14 protein-coding genes and 1 riboswitch are annotated in these 15,786 nt (G+C 46.3%); of the genes, 7 read left to right on the top strand and 7 right to left on the bottom strand.

Features of this window, described 5'->3' with window-relative positions; translation table 11 throughout:
- Nucleotides 1-4: 4 nt before the first annotated feature.
- From Q0V21_RS09410 to Q0V21_RS09385, 6 genes are all read right to left on the bottom strand, one after another.
- The gene (locus Q0V21_RS09410) at nucleotides 5-766 is read right to left on the bottom strand and encodes a YqcI/YcgG family protein (RefSeq protein ID WP_301878587.1); all 762 of its coding nucleotides are present in this window, start codon (nucleotides 764-766) and stop codon (nucleotides 5-7) included.
- An 83-nt stretch (nucleotides 767-849) separates the two neighbouring features.
- The gene (locus Q0V21_RS09405; protein ID WP_079344564.1) at nucleotides 850-1,476 is read right to left on the bottom strand and encodes a LysE family translocator; all 627 of its coding nucleotides are present in this window, start codon (nucleotides 1,474-1,476) and stop codon (nucleotides 850-852) included.
- 127 nt (nucleotides 1,477-1,603) lie between these two features.
- Nucleotides 1,604-2,221, bottom strand: coding sequence for a DUF1989 domain-containing protein (locus Q0V21_RS09400; protein ID WP_301878585.1), 618 nt, complete (start codon nucleotides 2,219-2,221; stop codon nucleotides 1,604-1,606).
- A gap of 136 nt (nucleotides 2,222-2,357) precedes the next feature.
- Nucleotides 2,358-3,863: an amidase gene (locus tag Q0V21_RS09395; RefSeq protein ID WP_301878584.1), complete on the bottom strand. Its 1,506-nt coding sequence runs from the start codon at nucleotides 3,861-3,863 to the stop codon at nucleotides 2,358-2,360.
- Nucleotides 3,864-4,001: 138 nt separating this feature from the next.
- On the bottom strand, nucleotides 4,002-4,982 hold the full coding sequence (locus Q0V21_RS09390; protein WP_079344567.1) for a DMT family transporter: 981 nt from the start codon (nucleotides 4,980-4,982) through the stop codon (nucleotides 4,002-4,004).
- 144 nt (nucleotides 4,983-5,126) lie between these two features.
- A riboswitch (FMN riboswitch) is annotated at nucleotides 5,127-5,279 on the bottom strand.
- An 82-nt stretch (nucleotides 5,280-5,361) separates the two neighbouring features.
- A complete protein-coding gene (locus tag Q0V21_RS09385) occupies nucleotides 5,362-5,859 on the bottom strand; it encodes a DinB family protein (protein WP_079344568.1) in 498 nt (165 codons plus the stop codon).
- 136 nt (nucleotides 5,860-5,995) lie between these two features.
- Here Q0V21_RS09385 and Q0V21_RS09380 point away from each other — a divergent pair, with 136 nt between their 5' ends.
- From Q0V21_RS09380 to Q0V21_RS09360, 5 genes are all read left to right on the top strand, one after another.
- Nucleotides 5,996-6,556 carry a CGNR zinc finger domain-containing protein gene (locus Q0V21_RS09380; RefSeq protein WP_079344569.1) on the top strand — a complete coding sequence of 187 codons (561 nt, stop codon included), beginning with the start codon at nucleotides 5,996-5,998 and terminating at the stop codon, nucleotides 6,554-6,556.
- Nucleotides 6,557-6,782: 226 nt separating this feature from the next.
- Nucleotides 6,783-8,150, top strand: coding sequence for an amidohydrolase family protein (locus Q0V21_RS09375; protein ID WP_301878582.1), 1,368 nt, complete (start codon nucleotides 6,783-6,785; stop codon nucleotides 8,148-8,150).
- A gap of 536 nt (nucleotides 8,151-8,686) precedes the next feature.
- Nucleotides 8,687-10,126 carry a branched-chain amino acid transporter BcaP gene (bcaP, locus tag Q0V21_RS09370; protein WP_079344571.1) on the top strand — a complete coding sequence of 480 codons (1,440 nt, stop codon included), beginning with the start codon at nucleotides 8,687-8,689 and terminating at the stop codon, nucleotides 10,124-10,126.
- A gap of 323 nt (nucleotides 10,127-10,449) precedes the next feature.
- Complete coding sequence (locus Q0V21_RS09365) at nucleotides 10,450-11,523, top strand: hypothetical protein (RefSeq protein ID WP_301878581.1); 1,074 nt, start codon at nucleotides 10,450-10,452, stop codon at nucleotides 11,521-11,523.
- 27 nt (nucleotides 11,524-11,550) lie between these two features.
- Nucleotides 11,551-12,483: a tyrosine-type recombinase/integrase gene (locus tag Q0V21_RS09360; protein ID WP_301878580.1), complete on the top strand. Its 933-nt coding sequence runs from the start codon at nucleotides 11,551-11,553 to the stop codon at nucleotides 12,481-12,483.
- A 347-nt stretch (nucleotides 12,484-12,830) separates the two neighbouring features.
- Here Q0V21_RS09360 and Q0V21_RS09355 read toward each other — a convergent pair whose 3' ends face one another.
- Nucleotides 12,831-13,760 (bottom strand): L-lactate dehydrogenase, encoded by a 930-nt coding sequence (locus Q0V21_RS09355; protein ID WP_094939858.1) that lies wholly within the window; start codon nucleotides 13,758-13,760, stop codon nucleotides 12,831-12,833.
- Between the two features lie 312 nt (nucleotides 13,761-14,072).
- On the opposite strand from Q0V21_RS09355, the gene Q0V21_RS09350 reads away from it, so the two are divergent.
- Nucleotides 14,073-15,350 carry a VPS10 domain-containing protein gene (locus Q0V21_RS09350; RefSeq protein ID WP_301878577.1) on the top strand — a complete coding sequence of 426 codons (1,278 nt, stop codon included), beginning with the start codon at nucleotides 14,073-14,075 and terminating at the stop codon, nucleotides 15,348-15,350.
- Nucleotides 15,351-15,485: 135 nt separating this feature from the next.
- Complete coding sequence (locus Q0V21_RS09345; RefSeq protein ID WP_301878576.1) at nucleotides 15,486-15,695, top strand: hypothetical protein; 210 nt, start codon at nucleotides 15,486-15,488, stop codon at nucleotides 15,693-15,695.
- Nucleotides 15,696-15,786 lie beyond the last annotated feature (91 nt).

The following is a 15,786-nucleotide window of genomic DNA, read 5'->3' as shown; positions in this document are numbered from 1 at the left end:
TCAGCTATTTCGTCAACTTGCCAATGGCTTGCTTCATGCGCAAGAACGGGCATTTGGAAGGGGTCTGCTCGTCATCAGGCAGGAAATATTGTTTCCATTCCAGATTATCCTGCTGTCCATACCACATGAGTGATGGGTGAGCCGGAACGGCATCATAAGCTGCCAGGCGTTTACGAATCAAGGTTTTCATTTTACGACCAAGAGGTGTGTTGTCATTAATCGATTCAAACACCCACCGTGGTTGAAATGCAAACATCAGATAAGGGAAGTGCCTACTGGCTCTGAGCTCGTGCGCGGGAGTCGCACAGAAACAAAAATAAGGATCCCCGCCAAAGCAAAATTCCCACGTGGCTTCATGCGGATCCGTCGAAATATGTTCAGGCCAAGCAGCTTCATCGAGTGTGCTCACCCGGTTAAGCATTTCCCAGAACAACGACTGATACTGCTCCACTGTTGTGTTATTTTTCAAATCATCCGGTGTCTCGCAAATGACCACCAAGGAAGCGTATTGTCCCGTGTTCCGGGAAACGGGTCCATATTGACTAAGTAATTCTGCCATGTCCTTGGCAGCAGCTTGTGTACGCGGATCACATGTGAATCCGTATCTCAGATGGCCGGAGAGAAAACCCATCCGTCCGGGTACACATGGATACGTATTCCCCTCATCTGCTATCATATTGGCGAATTGTGAATAAGCGTCCTGCTGCCATTCGGGCAGATCTTTAAATAATGGTTTTATTTCATCGGCACTGTACAGCTCTGCCATGAATTCCCCAACTCCATTCCACATGATACCGTTAACGTATTACTGCGGATGGCGTTGGGTGACTGTCCAGTGTCGTTTTTATGTCAGAAAAAGATGGAGCGTACAGCTTCATATCCGAAGTACAGGCCAAATCCGATCAGACAGATGCCTGAGATGATGGAGATCCAGCGCAACACGGCTTCGTTGCTGTGTTTATGAAATCGACTGGCCATGCCAGCCATGATAACGTCCCATACAAGAATTCCTATGAATATACCAGAGCTGTATAGTAGCAGATGAGCCGTATCGGTATGCTTCACGGTTGTAGCAAGAATAGAGCCGTAAATTCCGAGCCAGAATAAAATATTCAGCGGATTGGATAAGGCCATCAGGAAGCCAGAGACAAAGGATTTTCCAACTTTCGCTTCTGCTGTAGAAGAGGTCTGAATGCCGTCTTTTATTTTGGACAGTGTTTCCACACCGGTATACACCAGAATAAAGCTGCCAAAAGACCAAAGAAAAGAGCGCATGAACGGCGTGTCCAGAAAATGGGCAACTCCAAAATAAATCAGGAGCATGTACACCAGATCGGCAAACATGGCTCCGAGACCCAAAATCCAGGCATGCATGAATCCATGGCGGGCCCCTCGATCCAGCTGAGCAGCATTAATCGGACCAATCGGAGCTGATAGCGAAATTCCCAGAATAATATAACTGAACAGTACAGACATATACGCGTTCACTCCTTAACGGGTTAGACGACTTGTACCGTAAGTCACACACATATGGGTACAAGTCATCGTATTCCCGTTTGGAGCCAATTAGAACAAGCTGTCCGTACATTATAATGTTATTGCATTAAAGGCTCGGAGATTCCACATCTAATTGAACAGGAGTGCAATGGTAACCGTTGCACACACTCTCTTCGCATGGACAAGCAGACAAACCGATGATCAGATCCATTAAGGCTTCCATCTCAACATAATCTCCGGCACTGGATTCGGGGGCAATCACATCAATTTTCCCCTCACCGTCTACAACAGAATTCATAAACAGGTTGAAAGGATAATGTTGATCCGGGGGGACGATGCCGAACGGTTCCAGGGCCGTATTCAGATTATGATAACAACTGGGATGGTCTTTTTTATCATACAAGACCTCATACATTTCCGGACGACAGGCCGAGTTGAAAAAATCATGAATACCTACAGTTTCTTCGACAATGGAAATGAGAGGTTCATACCGGTTGGAATACAGACATTGCCCCGGTTTAATCCTGTAAGTGCGTAGCACATCGAGTGTTACGCCGGGATCGAGCCGATTATTGATATTTTGCGCATCATAAGCGACAAAATCAACCACCTGCTGTCCCTCCAAATCGGTTATACGAATCCGCGACCCTTTTTTCACTCTAAGCGCATAGCCTGTTTTGGCAGGAATATGAATGGACTGCTTATATAAACCCGTAGAATTCATCCGTATTTCCTCCGATGTTTTTAAACTCAGTATGCGGAAATGACGTTACTTTCATGCACTTAATGAGTGATGTAGCCGATGCTTCTAAAGGGTGTGAGTATCTTGAATTTATTGCAAAAATGTTAAAAACTAAATTTTATACTGGAAACAGTGGATTACCTTTCATTCCGACCCAAAGTTTGGATGACTCCAGCTGGCCAGCCAGATGAAGTAACCAATCTTCACGGCCTTTTGTTGCCATAATTTGTACACCCATGGGCAGCCCTTCAGGAGTCAGATGCACAGGAACACTCATGGCAGGTTGACCCGTCAGATTTGCGAGCTGAGTGAACGGTGTGTACGTGAGACTTGGTTCAAACATCTCGTAAATCAACTGCTGCTGCTGGCTCTTGTCCAAATCGCTAATGCGCATCAGATACTGAATCTGTTCATCATGAGGCGTCAGTTCTCCGATTTTGGGTGCTGGAAAAGCATTCACGGGTGTGACATAAAAATCATACCGTTCAAACAAGGTGGACATTTGGGCTGCGGCAACATCCCACTCCGCCAGACTATGTACGAATTCGGCAGCGGATACTTTTTTGCCGGCTTCGGCCAAAACCCAGGACTCGATCTCCATATCATCCGATGTTAATACTCTGCCCATTGAACGTTCCATGGAAGAAATCATCGCTGCCATTTCGCCGCTGTTCATCATGTAATAGTTCTCCATCAGTTTGACACCATTCACCGGACTCAGTTTTTCTTCAACTTCGTGACCTTGTTCTTCCAGCCAGCGAACCGTCTTATATACCGCTTCTTTGGCTTCATCACTCACAGGTGTACCTACAGGTGAAGCTGTCGTGTAAGCGATTTTCAGTTTGCGTTGATGAGGATAGTTCATATCAGCCAAATAGCTTCCCGGAAAGAGGGGAGCATGAAATGCCGCCTCGGGTTGAATGACTTGCAGTGTATCCAGTAAAGCAGCGCTGTCGCGAACAGAGCGGGATAGGGCAAAATCAATCGATGCACCCTGCCACTGACGACCGACCCCCGGCCCTACGGGTGTACGTCCACGTGTAGGCTTGAGTCCGAACAATCCGCTGAATGAAGCAGGGATTCGGATTGAACCGCCGCCATCACTGGCTCCCGCAAGCGGTACAATACCCGAGGCTACTGCGGCAGCAGCACCTCCACTTGAACCACCTGGCGAGTGATTGGTATTCCATGGATTACGACTTGGGCCGTGAAGACGGGGCTCGGTAATATTTTTCAGACCGAATTCCGGCGTGTTGGTATGACCAATGATAATGAATCCTGCATCACGCAGGCGGGAAACGAAATTGGAATTCCGTTGTGCACGATGCTCACGGAGAAGACGTGAACCCGAGGTGAGAATTTCACCCTCCATGGATTGGGATATATCTTTTAAGAGCAAAGGCACGCCTGCAAAAGGCTGTTCTCCCGGGCGAACCATCCCCGCTTCCTGACGTGCACGTGTTTCATATGTACGAATAACTGCGTTAAGCTGCGGATTCACTTCTTCCAAGCGAGCATATGCCGCTTCCAGCAATTCGACCGGAGATATCTCCCTGGCGCGAACCAATTCAGCCAAACCTATGGCATCGTAGGATGTATATGAAAATGATGAAGATGGAGACATAATGATCGTTCCTCTCTAAATTGACTTGATCTACTATTCCATATGTCATCGTACCACCGGAATAGTGAAAAGACAAAAGGCACTGTACATCTCAATGGATGTGCAGTGCCTTGACTAATTATATTGTAAGAAATTCAATCAATTCGTACGAATCTTGGGTGCTGCGTCAGCCGGACTCGCTGAGCGTTCCTGCTGCTTGGAGATGGCGAACAGGGCAATCCAGATGAGGATGAACCCAACCAGTTGCTCCCATGTAATTAGCGTACGGAATGCAATCCAGTTTACCAGCACACCAGCCATCGGGAAGCTCAGTTCCGCAAGCGTTGCAACAGAAGCTTTGGTAGAAGAGAGGCCTTTGTAGTATAACAGAAGACTCAGCAACCCTGGCAGCAATGCCTGGCCTAGAATATTGAGTGCCACAGCCGCCTGCTCACCTGTACCGGAAGGGAATGTCCAGGCAGCACCTTCGTTCCACGTCATAAAGATCAGCAGTGGCAAAGCGACGACAAAGCGAAGGGAGGTAACCGTCTCATAACGGGTTTGCCCCAGCATCAGCCGCCCCATAACCGTTGAACCGCCCCACAATGCAGCGGCTCCCAGCGATAACAGGCTGCCAGCATGAACCCAGTTGTCCCAGTTCCCAAGAGGAAGGGTGAATCCGAACGTAAGCAGGTACGTTCCTGCAAGTGCTATAATAAATAGTCCACCGAAGCGGCGTGGCAATGTTTCTTTTAAGAGTAACTTAGCCAGAACAATCGCAAATAACGGCTGCATCTTTTGCAATAACAAGACGGTATTGGGATCGTTATGTGTAAGCGCAAGAGTAAATAATACCGTAGCGAGAGCAGATCCTCCCCAGGAGATAAAGATTACGGCAATCCAGTGACGTGCGCGCAGATTTTTCAGATCAGCACGGAACTTCCACAGGACGGGAATCGCCACAAGGCTAACAATAATATGTTCCACCAGCACAATCTGAGTAGAGGTCATCGTTTTGAGCAAAATAATACGAAACAGTGGATCTACACCCCAGAGGGCGGCTCCGAGTACGACGAGCCAAAATCCGGTATTGCTTCGTTCCTTACGGTAAACGGTTGATGCAGATTGGGTCTTTTCCATATTCAGGACTCCTTCGTCAGAACACGGAATCTTCAGTTGGCAAAATCGACAAAAGCCCCCGTTTTGGTATACACCAAATAAACGGGGGCTCAATCATTGACATGTCATACGGAAAGAAGCCTATCCGTAAAGGCATGCCAATGTGTTGATCTTCTCTCATCCGGACTGTACCGTCGGCCTTGGAGTCACACCAAGTCAGTCGCTGAATGACCTAAGTTGAGTCAAACAGCGAGTCGCGGGCTGGTTCCGAAGAACATCACCGCCGGTTGGGAATTGCACCCTACCCCGAAGATCCTATTCAATTATATGTGTATTGAACAAGCTGTAACATTAATAATTTCATCTTATTCCTGTAAGCGCTAGCAGTTCAAGTGTTTTTTTAGAATATGATATTCCAGCTTCCTTGTTGTCTGCGTAGTAATACAATCTGACCTGCATGATAGGCATCGTGGAGTATCCAGCGGGCAAGTTCATGTGCCCATTTTTCATTCGTATCCATGTAAGGGGCTTCGAGGTCGGAATCCTTTAATGAAGCGAGCTGATCACGAAGCTGCTCGGCTAATTGTGTTGTATTTTGCATAAGCGTACTCCAGCCAGCGGTATCGGAAGGGTCCCCGGAGTCTCCGAAGGTAGATTCATTGTTTTCGGCAGGTGTACCGGAGGGAGGTGTGCCCTGAATGCGACTCAACAAACGAAAATTGTAATAATACATATGGTTAACCAACTGCCAGATGCTTAATCCACCGGATGATGGAACCCAGGCTGCCTGTTCGGCAGTCAACCCATCGAGCGCTTTGGACAAAGGCACAATCCAATTACATTGGTCCCAGGTGTCATCTTTCTGAATGAGCAATAGTTCTGTTGTTGAGGTAGTCATTGATTTTTTCCTCCCTAAAATAAATTCATGGTAACTAGCTAAACTGCTTAAAAGTGGTTACAATTAATATAACCCAAACTTGAATGGATGTAACTATCTTTTTATATTTAAGTAGTTACATTTTAGCGGAGGTACTATGGATAGACTATGGACTGATTTTGTGAACAGTGATTATCATGACTGGCGTGGCGGAGATCGTTCGGAGGACAGGCTTGGCAGAACGGAATGGCAGCAAGGATTTCTGAAACAATGGCAACTGAACGCGCCTATACCTGCTTCTTCCGAAGAAGAGAGGGCTTTGAGAAGCTTCAGAGGCGAATTGCAGGCTCTTGCAACTCGTTTATCTGCCGGAAACCCATTACCGGACAAGGACCGGGAATGGCTTAACGCCATGATGGGAGAAGGTCAGGTTACCAGAAGGCTGTACTCTGGAGAAGAAGGACTGAAACTTTCGCTGGTTCCTGTAAAATTTCATTGGCAGCAGGTTATGGCTGAGGTCGCAGCTGATTTTGCCGTCACAGTGGTTGAAGGGGATGCAGGAAGGATTCGAATCTGTGATAATTCGGACTGCCGATGGTTTTTTTATGATGATACGCGTAGTCGGACCCAGAGATATTGTGATGACAAGATGTGCGGTAACCTGATGAAAGTTAGAAGATTTCGGGCAAAACGGAAGGTGGATCAGCAGAAAGAGTAAGGTATATGTACAGAATGTATCATTTGCTGAACTTTGCGGTAGACAGGGAATTATTCGAAATGATTTCTATGAATTCAAAATTGCATGTTTCCATTTATTGCTATATAATGTATATGTACTTAAAATAATTTAGTAGCTTATTCAGTTAGTCATTCAGTCAGTCAGAGATCAACATCCGGGATTCAAGCGTATATCCAACAAAAAACAATGATTGGAGATGTGTCTTGTGGGGACAAGTTATCTACTGAAAAACGGTTGTGTATTGTCTATGGATTCGTCGGTAGGGCAGTATAAGAGGGCGGATGTTCTAATTGAGGATTCTCTTATTACTGCCATCCAGCCCGATCTGAGTTGTATGGAAGCGGAAGTGATAGATGCATCGGAGATGATCATACTTCCCGGACTTGTGGATACACACCGGCATGTGTGGGAGTCGCTCGTAAAAACAGCGGGAACCAACTGGTCATTGCCGGTCTATCTGCAAAACCTCTACTATGGGGCAATGGGAAGCAAACTCCGCCCACAAGACGGCTATATCGCCAATTTGTTGGGTTCTTTGGAAGCGCTTAATGCAGGCGTAACCACGGTGCTTGACTGGAGTATGCCGTATTCAACAGAGCACACGGATGAACTGATTCACGGACTTCAGGATGCAGGTATTCGGGCGGTTTTCGCTCATGGCGTACCCGGTGAGACACCCTACTGGAACAGAGAGAGTCACCTAACCTATTCGAATGATGTGAGAAGGGTCAAGGAACAGTATTTCTCTTCACAGGATCAGTTACTGACGTTCGGTCTTGCCATTCGTGGTCCGGAGTTCAGCCATTGGGATACCACGGTGAAGGAAATTCAGCTTGCCCAAGAGCTGGATGCGATATGTTCGATGCATGTTGGCTTTGGAAGCTGGGGATCTGTAGATCGTTCGATAAGTAAAATGTATGAAGCTGGTTTACTGAGTCCGAGTCTGAACGTTGTACACGGAAATACGATGGATACGGATGAGTATAAAATGCTGGCCGATAGCGGTGCCTCACTGTCCGTCACACCGGAAGTGGAAATGATGATGGGGCACGGGTATCCGGCAACGGGTTACTTTCTTGAAAACGGAGGAACGCCAACGCTTGGTGTCGATGTTGTAACATCAACGGGTGGGGATATGTTCTCCCAGATGAAATTTGCTCTTCAAGCAGAGCGTTCCAGGGGGAATGAACAGCTTTTACTACAGGGTGAAATGCCTGGTGAGCTTAATCTGCAATCCAGTCAAGTTCTGAGATTTGCAACTTCTGCCGGGGCGAAGGCTCTGGGACTGGAGCGGAAGATTGGCACGCTTACTCCAGGTAAAGAAGCCGATCTGATTATGATCCGAACCACAGACCTTAACCTGTTCCCGGTGCATGATCCGGTTGGAGCCGTCGTTCAATTTGCCAATCCATCCAATGTGGACACTGTGTTTGTAGCAGGTCGGTTGGTGAAGCGCGAAGGTAAGCTGCAGCATGTCGATCTGAATGAGGTCCGTCGAAAGGCTTTGGCAAGCAAGGAATATTTGCTATCTCAATATCGGATGTCGGATGCAGAGCGAATTGTATTTTCATAAGTTTGGTGTCCCATGTGAATGAAAGAGAAATTCTCTTACGGAATGAAAAGAGTAGATGTTCTCATCTGTGTAATAGATCTGATAGCGTTTCAATCGAAGGGCTGCATAGGGATATGCGGCTCTTTAACTTGCGTGTTTATTGTAAACCACGCAAAGTTAGCTAGGAAAGGACAGCGGAATAAGGCGAAAAGATCCTTCGATTGCATCAGTGCATCTAACAACGAACAAACAATGATAAGACTGAGAAAAGAACCCTAAAAAAACTGCGCATAATATAAATTATACGCAGTTTTATTTTAAATCGATTTTCATATTCATCCCTGTCCAACAGATCATGATAAATTTCGTCTGTAACGCACAAAATATACTATGATTTAATTTAACAAAGCAACGCGACAAAGTGTAGAAATCGATAGTTTTTTATAGTTGGTCGTTAAGATAGAACAAACGACTTTTTCATAGAACAGATGAACCCAACAAAAATATCTGAAGTAAAGAGACACATTCATCATTTTCAATACGAGAGGAAACTGTGTATGAATCAAAACCAGAATCGATCTTCCCTATTTAGAAAAAAGCCGATTGCCACCGGTGATAACGAAAGCAACATTTTGAAAAGGGTACTGGGCCCCCTAGATCTGATGACTCTCGGGGTAGGAGCGATTATCGGTACGGGAATTTTTGTATTAACAGGTGTTGCTGCTGCAACATATGCAGGTCCCGGTCTGGTACTGTCTTTTCTGCTGGCAGGTATAATCTGCGCCTTCGCTGCATTGTGTTACTCCGAGTTTGCATCCAGTGTGCCTGCTTCGGGAAGTGCGTATACATATAGCTACACCGCTTTTGGTGAAGTCATTGCCTGGATTCTCGGATGGGATCTTATTCTGGAATATGGATTTGCGAGTGCGGCTGTGGCCAGTGGTTGGTCAGGATATTTTCAAACGTTATTGTCCGGATTCGGATTGGAATTACCACATGCGCTCACCAGTGCATTTAATCCGGAAAAGGGAACCTATTTTGACATCACCGCAGCGATGATTACGTTAATTATTACATTCCTGCTCACCCGAGGCGTAAAAGAGGCTGCACGTGCCAATGGAATCATGGTGGCGATTAAAATTATTGTGGTGTTGATCTTTATCGGTGTGGGTGTATTCTATGTCGAGCCGGATAACTGGCAGCCGTTCCTTCCGTTTGGAATGTCAGGGGTAACCGCAGGGGCGGCAACAGTGTTTTTTGCTTATATCGGCTTCGATGCTGTCTCTACAGCCGCGGAAGAAGTGAAACGTCCACAACGGGACTTGCCCATCGGTATTATCGCGTCCCTTGCGATCTGTACCGTTCTCTACATTGTTGTATCTTTGATTCTGACAGGGATTGTACCTTATCACATGCTGAATGTGAGTGATCCGGTTGCCTTTGCCTTTGAATTTGTTCAATTGAAAGGATTGTCATGGATTGTTTCACTTGGGGCCATTACAGGGATTACCACTGTATTACTTGTTATGATGTATGGTCAGACACGTTTGCTTTATTCCATGTCACGGGACGGTCTATTGTCTCCGGTATTCTCCAAAGTCAGTGGCAAAAGCCAAACGCCTGCTATGGGAACTTGGGTTGCTGGGATCATCGTCGCTTTATTCTCGGGTTTCATCTCACTTGGCCACTTGGCGGAGTTAACCAACATTGGGACACTGTTTGCGTTCGCGGTTGTGAGTCTGGGCATTATCGTGCTGCGTAAAAACAACCCGGAACTGAAAAGAGGATTCCGTGTGCCTTTCGTTCCACTGATCCCTATTCTGAGCGCTGTTGGCTGTATGTATCTCATGACACGTCTTGCGGCTCTGACCTGGATTACGTTCTTTGGCTGGTTAATTATTGGTTTAATCATCTACTTTGCCTACGGTCGCCATCACAGTCATTTGAATCCGGCACGGCGAATTTCGGACACGTTCAAAATAACAAAAAGAAAGTAGAAGTCATAGCTTAAGCCACATTGTAGAAACATCGTGGGAGACATCGTGATGAGTTATTAAATTTATCGATAACTGGGTTTATAGTAAATGTAGTTAGCTGAAATTAGTCTCATGCTGCGTCGCCAAAGCGACGTGGTATGGGGCTTTTTCTGTAAAAGCAGATCATGCATTACGAAAGAAAGCAGGGATGGATAGAGAGAGCTATGGGTGTCTAATACGTGATAGATCTGTCATTGTCAGCGGAAACAGGGTTGCGGTCAGGGCAAATATGACATATATTTGGGGGTGTGACATGCCATCAGACATAGGAGAGGGGATGTATCATGGACACACCATTACATATCAATCAGTATCACCGAAATTCGAATTTCGGCTTTGCTTTGGCTGGCTCATCCGTGCTTGCTGAAACAAAGCTAATCATTTCACACCCAGAAGACAAGAACGTATTTCAGTTAGAGCTGGATCCGCAGCGTCGTTTGAAGGATGGACGCAAAGTGTCGGTTGTTGCGCAACATATGGATACACCGCTGGATCGACAAGATGCCATTATCGTATATGGAGAAGAGCTGGGGTTTGTACAATATACGGTTGCCTTGGGACCAAACAGTACATGTTCACTCGCTCCTATTGAAGGAATAGATCATCCGATCATATTGAATTGGGCTGATTTTGCAGAAGGAGAATACGAACTGCGAATTTCCTTGCACATTAAAACACCACGTATTGCAGAGGGGCAGCTGGAGCCCGAGCAGCAAGCCATGGTGAAATATGCTCAGGTCGTAACCGTAGCGATCTGTCTGTTTCCAGCCGAAGCTGCGCAGATGAGTACAGCACCGGAAGCTGTATGGACACGGGAGAATCATATATTTGACTCCTACGGAAGGGGTGGCTTCATTCTCGCAGATCTGCCTCGTATGGAGAAGCGTGTAGAAGAGCTGATCGGTTCTGGAAACCATAATCTGATTGAACAATTCGGTGAGGGCGACCTTTCGGACACCTTGCTGGAAGAAGGTCTAATGGCGATTGTCTGGGGAGTTACGCCATGGTGTTATTCAATTTTTTCGGCCCCGGATGAAGATTCCAGAGCCAAACTTTCGATAGACAAGCTGGGTGATGAACCTCAGGCCACGGGAATATACCGTGTACATCCCGAAAGTAAACAATTAAGCATCGTGCCCGTGAACGAATTGGCTGATTGGTCATCCTGTTCAAAGAAAGAATGGCCTGTAATCGAGGTTGCGTGTGAAGGAGAGACGCTGCGTATGGATCTGTATGTTCAGATCTGTGAATCTGTGAATGGACTGCATGAGAATCCGTTGCCTTCATTTGTACTCACTCGTAGTAAAGGACAGCCCGAGGCGATTACCCCACTAATCGATGTCGTAATTGTAGATTAATAAATAGAAGTGTGGTGACGAACACAGATGTTGACCGAAGAGATTCAGGAGCAATACGCCGATGAGCTTGAAGCTTTTCATATATGGATGAAAGATGCAGGGTACACGGAACATACGGTAAAATCATACACAGGGGACGTTGCTGAATTTCTCGTCTCTATTAATGGAAAGTCACTGGAACAGGTTAAAAAGCTTCATGTGTTATCCTTTTTGTCCCGAGCTCGGGAACGCGGGGTGAGTGATTCGACGCGGAATCGGAAACACGCAGCTGTGAACTGTTTTTATAAGTCATTAATTGAACTTGAATTGGTGACCAATAACCCCGCTTTCGGGATCAAGAAGTCCAAAACCGAGCAAAACCGTGCCCCCGTCTTTCTTGACGAAAACGGTTTGGAACGATTTTTGCAATCGGTCGAGGGAAAGTACCGTACACGAAACCTGGCTATTTTTCTGTTAATGGGATACATGGGATTGCGGGTCGGAGAGGTACATGCCTTGAATTGCAAAGACTATAATGTGGAACGGCGTACGCTGGATGTGTTCGGTAAGGGCCGGAAATGGCGTACACTCCCTGTGCCTGAGACGGTTGCTGACCTGTTATCCCAAGCTCTTCAGGAGCGTCTGGATCCGTGGCGGGCGAAGGAAGAGGCATTGTTCGTCTCGCAAAAAGGGAAACGGTTGTCGATTCGCAGTATTCAGCTCATATCGACGGAAACCTTTGAACGTTTTCAGCAGGAATCCGCCTCCAATCAGCGTATAAACTATTCCAGTCACAAACTGCGTCACTCATTCGCGACCATGATGCTTAGACGCGGAGCAGACCTGCGAACGGTCCAGGAGCTGCTGGGACATTCCTCCATTCAGACCACTACAGTATATACTCATGTAACCAGCCGCGAGAAGGAGCAAGCGATGGCTTTGCTGGATGTCAAACTTCCTGCGTTTGTGGCTGATATGTAAAAGGTAAGCTTCGTTTATATATATTGAACTAAAGAATAATTCCACTTGCCACTCCGATGACAGAACAACCTTCCGATCGCTGTTATCCCTAGATTTTTTTGAATCCCTTATATAAAGGGGGGAATCCATGGATAAAGGCGAACGCTCCGCTTCTTCAGGTTATTTCTGTCCTCTCCGTTAACGTGTAAATGTTTAGTTCAATACCTCGTTTTTTATTGACGGAATAATCATTATGTAAACTTAAATTCATATTTCCATTAAGACCAAAGGACCACTCGCATCTTCGCAAGGAAGATACAAGTGGTCCTTTAGTTATACAACCTTAAGTCAAAATCCAGGATTTGGATTTATTCCAGTCCGGCAATCTGTTCCTTCAATTTGTTCGCGGAGGCCTGGAAAGCGACTTTCTCCGTCTCATTCAATGGAAGTGGCAGAATTTCACGCACACCATTGCGATCAACTACACATGGAACGCCCAGATATACATCGGATACACCATTATAATCTTCCAGCAATGTGGAAACGTTCAGTACGGAGCCTTCGTTGCCCAGAATAGCAGCCACGATACGGTCCAAGGCGAGCGCAATTGCATAGGAAGTAGCACCTTTGGCATTAATAATCTCATACGCCGCATTTTTGGTCCGGTCAAAGATATCCTGCTGTGTTTCTTCATCCAGCTCCAGGTCGGTTCCTGCAACGTTAGCAAGGCTCCATACCGGTACTTCGGAATCACCATGCTCTCCAATAATATGAGCGTGAATGCTGCGTGGATCAATGCCTTTGTTTTTACCAATCAGATAACGGAAACGTGCGCTGTCTAGTAACGTACCGGAACCAATCACACGCGAAGCGGGCCAACCGCTTTGTTTCCACGAAGTATAGGACAAAATATCTACAGGGTTGGTAGCAATCAACAGAATTCCATGGGAATTCACCTCGGTAATACGTTCAATGATCTCTTTGAAAATGCTTGCATTTTTCTTCAGCAGATCAATTCGAGTTTCTCCTGGTTTTTGGGAAGCACCGGCAGTAATAATAATGATATCTGCGTCTTTGCAGTCCGCGTAATCGCCTGCCCATACTTTGACGCCTCCGGTAAATGGGAGTCCGTGGTTCATATCCAGCATTTCGCCGGTAGCCTTATCATGATTCACATCCACAAATACCAACTCGGACGAACGCTGTCTTAACATCAGCGTGTATCCCGTTGTTGTTCCCACCGCACCCATGCCTACAATAACGACACGACTTGGTTTGAGCGCTGCACTGTTTACCATTTTCATATCCTCTCCTTTTTGGGGTATACTTCCATCCATATTAAGGGATAAGCGTGTGAAAAGCGAGCCGCGTCTATAAACTTTCTCACATTTGATGTCTATTTGCGGAAGATTTCGTCGAAAACCTGGTTAGCGTTTCGCAGAAGAAGCAGGTGCAGCCAAAAGATCGCTTTCACCTTCCAGAGAGTGGAGATGATCCTTTTCGACATCGTTTGTGGTAGAATAGGAGCAGTGGATTCAGATGAATCGTAAAAACAACATGAATGGACAGGCATGCGCGCCTGCTTATTGTTTGAGAGAGGTGGAAACCACTTGCGTTCGCAATGGATCAAAATCGCGCAGACAGTACTGCTGTCTATCGGTATAGCTGCTCTGCTGGCGGCTTGCACCGTTTCGGAACAGCCCCAGGTGTCAGAGCCGCCACAGGAGCAAGAAGATAACGGGAATATGGGCCAGACATTAACTGTTGTCCCCCCTGCAAACAGTACACAAGCTGCGGATACAGCAAAATATCAAATTCAGACCCGTTTAACCGATTTCCAGCTGCTGAACGGGAACGGCGGATTAGCATGGGGAGTGACGCGGAATGCCCTGCGTCTGTATTATACTCAGGATCAGGGGAGTACCTGGATTAACATCTCACCTTCGGAAAACGTACAGTTTCCGGCGAACCCGCAATATGGACAAAGCATTTATTTTGTTGACAGTACACATGGATGGATTGTTCGTGAAGGAATGGGCGGAACCGATACGATGGTTCTCCGGACCAACAACGGAGGAGCAAGCTGGAGCCTGTCCTCCTTGTCGAAGACGGATAAGGTGACTGCCATCACATTTGTATCTCCTGAAAAAGGCTGGATACTGACCACAGTGGATACTTCGATTGGCAAGCAAGACAAGAAATTGTATGTTACCGAAGATGGCGGTATTACCTGGAATCAGATGACGTCGAGTGACGAGGACGGCAAACCAGCATCTGCAGAGATTCCTACACGGGGTTATACGACAGGCATGACTTTCTCGGATTCGGATCACGGGTTCTTGACCGCTCTGGAGTTCGGTACACCGAAATTGTATGTTACATCTGATGGTGGCCAACATTGGAAGGCTGGACCGTCGTTCTTTGACCGAAACAAATTTAACGGGTGTGGTAATTTTAACATTAGCTCGCCGCAGTTTTTTGGTCGGGAAGCCCAGACAGCCTGGATGTCGTTATCCTGTTCTCAGGGGGAAAGTACCAAATTCAACGGGTTTTTCACAACCAATGGCGGAGAGAGCTGGCAATTATCAACGTTCAGTCTGAATAAACAAACCGGAATCAATCGTGGTCTGACTCCTACATTTCTGAACCCCTTGGAAGGCTGGGTCATGCAGAAAGGCAAGACATATTACACCAAAGATTCAGGTAAAACCTGGAAGGCACTTCCTGTAAGTAAAGTATTGGAAAACATTCTCGAAGACTACCCGGAGATCGTCAAGCTCCAGATGGTTTCTTCGAAACTAGGCTGGATTTTGGTCGAAAATACGGATGCCAAAAGATCACTGTTGCTACAAACCATGGACGGTGGAGTACGTTGGAAAGTACTATAATTGCGTTGAATTACAACGCTTTTTGAAGAGGAACCTGCGGGTTTCTTTTCATTTTAATTACTTTGTGAATTAAATCACAATAAATCCCTTCAAATGATGTTATATTGAATTCAAGAAGAGATGGGAGTGATGAACATGAGAACGAATGAACAAGCTCAATTCACGCAGGCGGACGAGTTAACCAGATACATGCTCCAATTATGCTACACATGTGATGATGCCAACCGTTGTACAACCGAGGAAGAAGTCAAAGCCTGCATGACAAAATATGCACAGGCAGATGAACCTGAACAGACGGATGGTGGAGAAGTAACACGCGGATACATGGACCTGATGTACGCTTAGTTATCAAAACAGATCAAAAAAAGCTGATATATCAACGTTTTGCCCCTGAAGTGCACCCCTTAGAATAGACATTGGAAAAACCCCTGGGTTT

The organism is Paenibacillus sp. 11B (genome assembly GCF_030487755.1).
Classification (GTDB): domain Bacteria; phylum Bacillota; class Bacilli; order Paenibacillales; family Paenibacillaceae; genus Paenibacillus; species Paenibacillus vandeheii.
This window is presented reverse-complemented; position numbering and strand designations above follow the sequence as displayed.

Bases quoted from the DNA above. Each gene is read 5' to 3' on its own strand.
- Q0V21_RS09360 (WP_301878580.1), top strand. From the start codon at position 11,551: ATGTTGACCGAAGAGATTCAGGAGCAATACGCCGATGAGCTTGAAGCT.
- Q0V21_RS09390 (WP_079344567.1), bottom strand. From the start codon at position 4,982: ATGGAAAAGACCCAATCTGCATCAACCGTTTACCGTAAGGAACGAAGC.
- Q0V21_RS09410 (WP_301878587.1), bottom strand. From the start codon at position 766: ATGGCAGAGCTGTACAGTGCCGATGAAATAAAACCATTATTTAAAGAT.
- Q0V21_RS09385 (WP_079344568.1), bottom strand. From the start codon at position 5,859: ATGACTACCTCAACAACAGAACTATTGCTCATTCAGAAAGATGACACC.
- Q0V21_RS09395 (WP_301878584.1), bottom strand. From the start codon at position 3,863: ATGTCTCCATCTTCATCATTTTCATATACATCCTACGATGCCATAGGT.
- Q0V21_RS09400 (WP_301878585.1), bottom strand. From the start codon at position 2,221: ATGAATTCTACGGGTTTATATAAGCAGTCCATTCATATTCCTGCCAAA.
- Q0V21_RS09365 (WP_301878581.1), top strand. From the start codon at position 10,450: ATGGACACACCATTACATATCAATCAGTATCACCGAAATTCGAATTTC.
- bcaP (WP_079344571.1), top strand. From the start codon at position 8,687: ATGAATCAAAACCAGAATCGATCTTCCCTATTTAGAAAAAAGCCGATT.
- Q0V21_RS09405 (WP_079344564.1), bottom strand. From the start codon at position 1,476: ATGTCTGTACTGTTCAGTTATATTATTCTGGGAATTTCGCTATCAGCT.
- Q0V21_RS09355 (WP_094939858.1), bottom strand. From the start codon at position 13,760: ATGGTAAACAGTGCAGCGCTCAAACCAAGTCGTGTCGTTATTGTAGGC.
- Q0V21_RS09345 (WP_301878576.1), top strand. From the start codon at position 15,486: ATGAGAACGAATGAACAAGCTCAATTCACGCAGGCGGACGAGTTAACC.
- Q0V21_RS09380 (WP_079344569.1), top strand. From the start codon at position 5,996: ATGGATAGACTATGGACTGATTTTGTGAACAGTGATTATCATGACTGG.